The sequence below is a fragment of the Nocardia farcinica genome (assembly GCF_029867845.1).
Lineage (GTDB): Bacteria > Actinomycetota > Actinomycetes > Mycobacteriales > Mycobacteriaceae > Nocardia > Nocardia farcinica_A.
Genome location: NZ_JARWRU010000211.1, coordinates 1 through 5,244, shown reverse-complemented (window position 1 = coordinate 5,244; position 5,244 = coordinate 1). Strand labels below are relative to the sequence as shown.

Below are 5,244 nucleotides of genomic sequence, written 5' to 3'. Positions count from 1 at the left end.
CGGCGGAGCCGAGCCGGGTCCTCGCCACACTCGTGGCGCCCAGGATTTACGCGGCCTGCGCGTGACGATCATCGGACACGGGTGCACTGTATCGGTGGCCGCGTGGTCGATCCGCCCGCGTCCCCGGTCCTCGCGGCGTGGGTCACCGCGGCGGGGCCTGCGGGGAATTCGCCGCGCCGGACCCGGGGCGCCATGCCGTGCGGACAGCCCGGCGCCGGGGGCGCTCTGTGCGCGGCGAGATCGCCGGGCCGGGGGTGGCGAGATCGCCGGGCTGTGCGGGCGGAAGATCGCCGAGGGGGGATATGTCCGTTCCGACGTGTCGCCGGTGTGGCGCACGGACCGGTTTGCCCCTGTCCGCCGAGGTCGCGTACGCTGAACGCGCGAGTGTGCGGTGGGTCCTTGTGTGCTTGGGGGTTTCAGGTATCGAGTTCGCGGTATCGGAAGCTCGAGCGTACTGGGAATCAACGCACCCCGTGCTGGGTTTCACGCATCAGCGGTGCGGTACGGTTCAGGTACCCGTCATCGCAACGCCGCGGTGATCACGCAGCGTACCGAAAGTTCCAATGTCCGCAACCGACCACAATCCGTCCGGAGCAAACCGACATATGCCCACCACCGTCACCTCGCCGCAGGTAGCCGTCAACGACATCGGCTCCGCCGAGGATTTCCTCGCCGCCATCGACGCCACGATCAAGTACTTCAACGACGGCGACATCGTCGAAGGAACCATCGTCAAGGTCGATCGCGACGAGGTCCTGCTCGACATCGGTTACAAGACCGAAGGCGTCATCCCCTCTCGCGAGCTGTCCATCAAGCACGATGTCGACCCCAACGAGGTCGTGTCGGTCGGCGATGAGGTCGAGGCTCTTGTTCTCACCAAGGAGGACAAGGAAGGCCGCCTGATCCTGTCGAAGAAGCGGGCGCAGTACGAGCGTGCGTGGGGCACCATCGAGGAGCTCAAGGAGAAGGACGAGGCCGTCAAGGGCACCGTCATCGAGGTCGTCAAGGGCGGCCTGATCCTCGACATCGGTCTGCGTGGCTTCCTGCCCGCCTCGCTGGTGGAGATGCGTCGCGTCCGCGACCTCCAGCCGTACGTCGGCAAGGAGATCGAGGCCAAGATCATCGAGCTCGACAAGAACCGCAACAACGTGGTCCTGTCGCGCCGCGCCTGGCTGGAGCAGACCCAGTCCGAGGTCCGCAGCGAGTTCCTGCACCAGCTGCAGAAGGGCCAGGTCCGCAAGGGTGTGGTCTCCTCGATCGTCAACTTCGGCGCCTTCGTCGATCTGGGCGGCGTGGACGGCCTGGTGCACGTCTCCGAGCTGTCCTGGAAGCACATCGACCACCCGTCCGAGGTCGTCGAGGTGGGCAACGAGGTCACCGTCGAGGTTCTCGACGTGGATCTGGACCGCGAGCGCGTCTCCCTGTCGCTGAAGGCGACCCAGGAAGATCCGTGGCGTCAGTTCGCCCGCACTCACGCCATCGGCCAGATCGTGCCGGGCAAGGTCACCAAGCTGGTTCCGTTCGGCGCGTTCGTCCGCGTCGAGGAGGGCATCGAGGGCCTGGTGCACATCTCCGAGCTGGCCGAGCGCCACGTCGAGGTGCCGGACCAGGTCGTGGCCGTCGGCGACGACGCGATGGTCAAGGTCATCGACATCGACCTGGAGCGTCGCCGGATCTCGCTGAGCCTCAAGCAGGCCAACGAGGACTACAGCCCCGAGTTCGATCCGTCGAAGTACGGCATGGCCGACAGCTACGACGAGCAGGGCAACTACATCTTCCCCGAGGGCTTCGATCCCGAGACCAACGAATGGCTCGAGGGCTACGAGAAGCAGCGGGACGAGTGGGAGTCGCGCTACGCCGAGGCCGAGCGTCGCCACAAGATGCACACCGCTCAGATGGAGAAGATGGCGGCCGACGCCGAGGCCGAGGCGGCCAACGGCGGCAGCGGCAACTACTCCTCCGAGAGCGGCGCGCAGTCGGCCTCCAGCCAGGCCGAGCCCGCCGGCGGCTCGCTCGCCAGCGACGCCCAGCTGGCCGCGCTGCGGGAGAAGCTGTCCGGCAACGCCTGATCGCCGTCGGGTGACGACTGAGCAATAGCTCGAAGACCCCCGGTCCCTCATGGGGCCGGGGGTCTTTTGCTGTCCGGGACAGATCAGGCCCGGGGGTAGAGTCTGTGACCGTGGTCGATATGGTGCGGGGCGGGGCGCGGCGGTGACGGCGGGGGAGTCGCAGGGGGCCTGGGAGCGCCGCAAGCGCGCGGCCATGGACCGCATCCAGCGGGTCGCCTTCGATCTGTTCGAGGAGCACGGCTACCGCGAGGTCACCGTGGAACGGGTGGCCGCGGCGGCGCAGGTCTCGCCCAGTTCGATCTATCGCTACTTCGGCACCAAGGAGATGCTGGTCCTCTACGACGAGGCCGATCAGCAGATCCTTGACCTGCTCGGCACGGCGGGGGAGGGCGCCGTCATGTCGCCCGCCGACCTGCTCGCCCTGGCCCGCACCCTCGTGCCCGCCACCATCGACGCCCTGGTCACCGCCGAGGCCGAACGGCGCATCGCCCGCAGGCTGCGCTTCGTGCACTCGGTGCCGGAGGTGCGCGACGGCCAGACCAGGCAGATGCGCGACCTGGAGGCCCGCTTCCGCGCGGTCTTCGCCGTGCGCTGCGGCCGCGATCCCGGTGAACTGGCCGTGCGCATGGCCGCCGCCACCGCCATCTGGGGCACCGTGGCCGCGCTCGACCACTGGGCAGGCGCGGGGTTCACGCCCGCGTTGCGGGAGGTCTACACCGAGGCGGTGCGGATGGTCCTCGGTGCGGTCGAGCGGATCGTCATTCCGTTCGACGCCGAGTGAGCGGCAGTCGCGGCAGCCACCAGTTCCAGTCGCCGAGCAGCCGCATGAAGGCGGGCACCAGCACCAGGCGCACGATCACCGCGTCGAGCGCGATGGCGAAGGCCAGGGCGAAGCCGATCTGTTTCAGTTCCAGGACGTCGGCGGTGACGAAGCCGGCGAAGACCGCGACCATGATGGCGGCGGCCGCGGTGATCGGGCGGGCGGTGTGCCGCAATCCCTCGGCGACGGCGAGCCCGTTGTCGTGCGTGCGGTCCCAGGACTCGCGGATGCGGCGGATGAGGAAGACCTCGTAGTCCATCGACAGGCCGAACAGCACGGCGAACACCAGCATCGGCAGGTAGACCTGCACGAAGCCGGTGCTGGTGAAGCCGAGCAGGCGCTCGCCGAGGCCGTACTGGAACACCGCCACCGTGACGCCCAGCGCCGCGCCGGTCGCCAGCAGGTTCAGCACGATCGCCTTGACGGCGAGCAGCACGCTGCGGAAGGCGACGATCAGGAACACCAGCGAGACGGTCAGCACCAGGGTGATCACCCAGGGGAAGCGGGCCGCGATCCGGTCGGAGACGTCGGCGAAGACGGCCGGGGTGCCGCCCACGGACAGCTCGGCGCCGGGGACGGCGTCCGCGCGGTCGGTGATCTCCCTGGTCAGGTCGGCGACCGAGGCCGAATCGAAGGAGTCGCGCGGCACGACCGTGAGCAGGACGCGGCCGTCGGCCTGCTGTGGCAGCACCCGCGCCACCCGCTCGTCGCGGTCGAGTTCGGCGCCGAAGGACAGCACCGCCGACTGCGCGGCGGCGGGCAGGGGGGTGTCCGTCGGTCCGGTGGCCACCACGGTCAGCGGTGCGAGCAGGCCGGGGCCGAACTCGTCCTGCACCAGCACGGTCGCGCGCCCGCTTGGGTGTCCGTCCAGGGAGTTCATGCCCATGTCGATGCCGTGCGAGATGGTGGTCAGCGGAAACGCGCACGCGATGAGCAGGACGACGCCGGCGAGGCCGAAGGCCACCGGCCGGTTCATGACGGTGCGGGCCCAGCGGTCCCACGCGCTCGGCTGGTCGTCCGCGATCGCCGGGCGCAGGCGTTCGGGCAGGGCGCCGCGTCGCACCGCCGGACCGAGGGCCGCCAGCAGCGCGGGCAGCAGCGTGACCGCCGCGCACAGGGTGGCCGACACGGCGGCGATCACCCCGATGGCGATGCCGTCGAGCATGCGCAGTCCGACCGCCACCAGCGAGCACAGCGAGATCATGATGATGATGCCGGAGGCCAGCACGGTGCGGCCGGTGGTGTCGAGCGTGGCGGCGACGGCGCTCTCGATCGCCGCGCGCTGGGTGCGCGAGGTGACGCCGCGGGCGTGTGACTCCTCCTGGAAGCGGCTGACCAGGAACATGGCGTAGTCGATCGCGGTGCCGGTGGCGATCATGGTGGCCACCGAGAGCACCAGTGAGTCGAAGGTCAGCCAGGTGGTGAGCCCGAACAGCACCCCCACCGCGACCGCGATGCCCGCCGCGGTGACCGTGATCGGCAGCAGCGCGGCCACCAGCGCGCCAAGCGCGAGGACCAGCACCGCGGCCGCGATGGGCAGGCCGATGGTCTCGGCGCGCTGCATGTCGGCGGTCTCGACCTCCATCAGGTCGGCCTGCATCGGTCCGTAGCCGGTGACTGCCACCTCGAAGTCCCCGGCGGCGGTGGCGGCCACAGCGGCCTGTAGCCGTGTGGCGGTCGCCACTCGTTCGGCGATATAGCCGTCGAGGCCGACGACGGCGAAGGCGGTGTGCCGGTCGGTGGAGATCTGCGCCGCCTGATCGCCCTGGTACGGGCCGATCACGCCGGTCACCCCCTCGATCGCCCCGGCCGCGGCCGTGGCCCGCGTGACCGATTCGCGGAATTCCGGGTCGTCGGCGGTGTAGGAGGGTGAGTGGACGACCAGCAGGTCCTGTTCCACGCCGAAGGCGCTGAAGTGCTCGGCGATCAGCTGATCGGCCCGCGCGGAGGAGGAGCCGGGGACGGTGAAGTCCGGGGCGCCGAGCCGGGCGTCCAGTGCGGGGAAGGCCGCGCCGCCCGCGAGCACCAGCAGCAGCCACAGCGCGAACACCACGCTGCGATGGCGGGCCATGGCCGCGCCCCACCGGCCGAGCAGACCCGGGCCGGCTCCGGGGACGGGATCGGGTGGTGCGTCCGCGAGCGCGGGTGACGACGACATGTGCCCCTCCTTCGGCTATCTGACAGTGACTTTCAGATAGCCGTTTCAGCGTATGGCCCACGCCGGGTGGGCGGCAACCGCTGGCGCGATCGGCTCGCGCCCTCGCCGGGTTCGCGTGCGAAGGCGGACACGACGAGGGGCCCGCCCGGGGGGGGGGGCCCCCGGGGGGGGGGGGGGGGGGAGATTGGGGGGGGGGG

Annotated in this window: 3 protein-coding genes; 2 read left to right on the top strand and 1 reads right to left on the bottom strand. The window is 70.3% G+C overall.

Annotation, left to right across the window (positions count from 1 at the left end; genetic code table 11):
- The first annotated feature begins 605 nt into the window (after positions 1-605).
- Positions 606-2,069, top strand: coding sequence for a 30S ribosomal protein S1 (gene rpsA, locus QH283_RS04325; protein WP_280501721.1), 1,464 nt, complete (start codon positions 606-608; stop codon positions 2,067-2,069).
- Between the two features lie 142 nt (positions 2,070-2,211).
- A complete protein-coding gene (locus QH283_RS04320) occupies positions 2,212-2,850 on the top strand; it encodes a TetR/AcrR family transcriptional regulator (protein ID WP_280501720.1) in 639 nt (212 codons plus the stop codon).
- Here the strand turns inward: QH283_RS04320 and QH283_RS04315 are convergent.
- A complete protein-coding gene (locus tag QH283_RS04315) occupies positions 2,828-5,047 on the bottom strand; it encodes an MMPL family transporter (protein ID WP_280501719.1) in 2,220 nt (739 codons plus the stop codon). The genes QH283_RS04320 and QH283_RS04315 overlap by 23 nt on opposite strands.
- Positions 5,048-5,244 lie beyond the last annotated feature (197 nt).

Bases quoted from the DNA above. Each gene is read 5' to 3' on its own strand.
- rpsA (WP_280501721.1), top strand. From the start codon at position 606: ATGCCCACCACCGTCACCTCGCCGCAGGTAGCCGTCAACGACATCGGC.
- QH283_RS04315 (WP_280501719.1), bottom strand. From the start codon at position 5,047: ATGTCGTCGTCACCCGCGCTCGCGGACGCACCACCCGATCCCGTCCCC.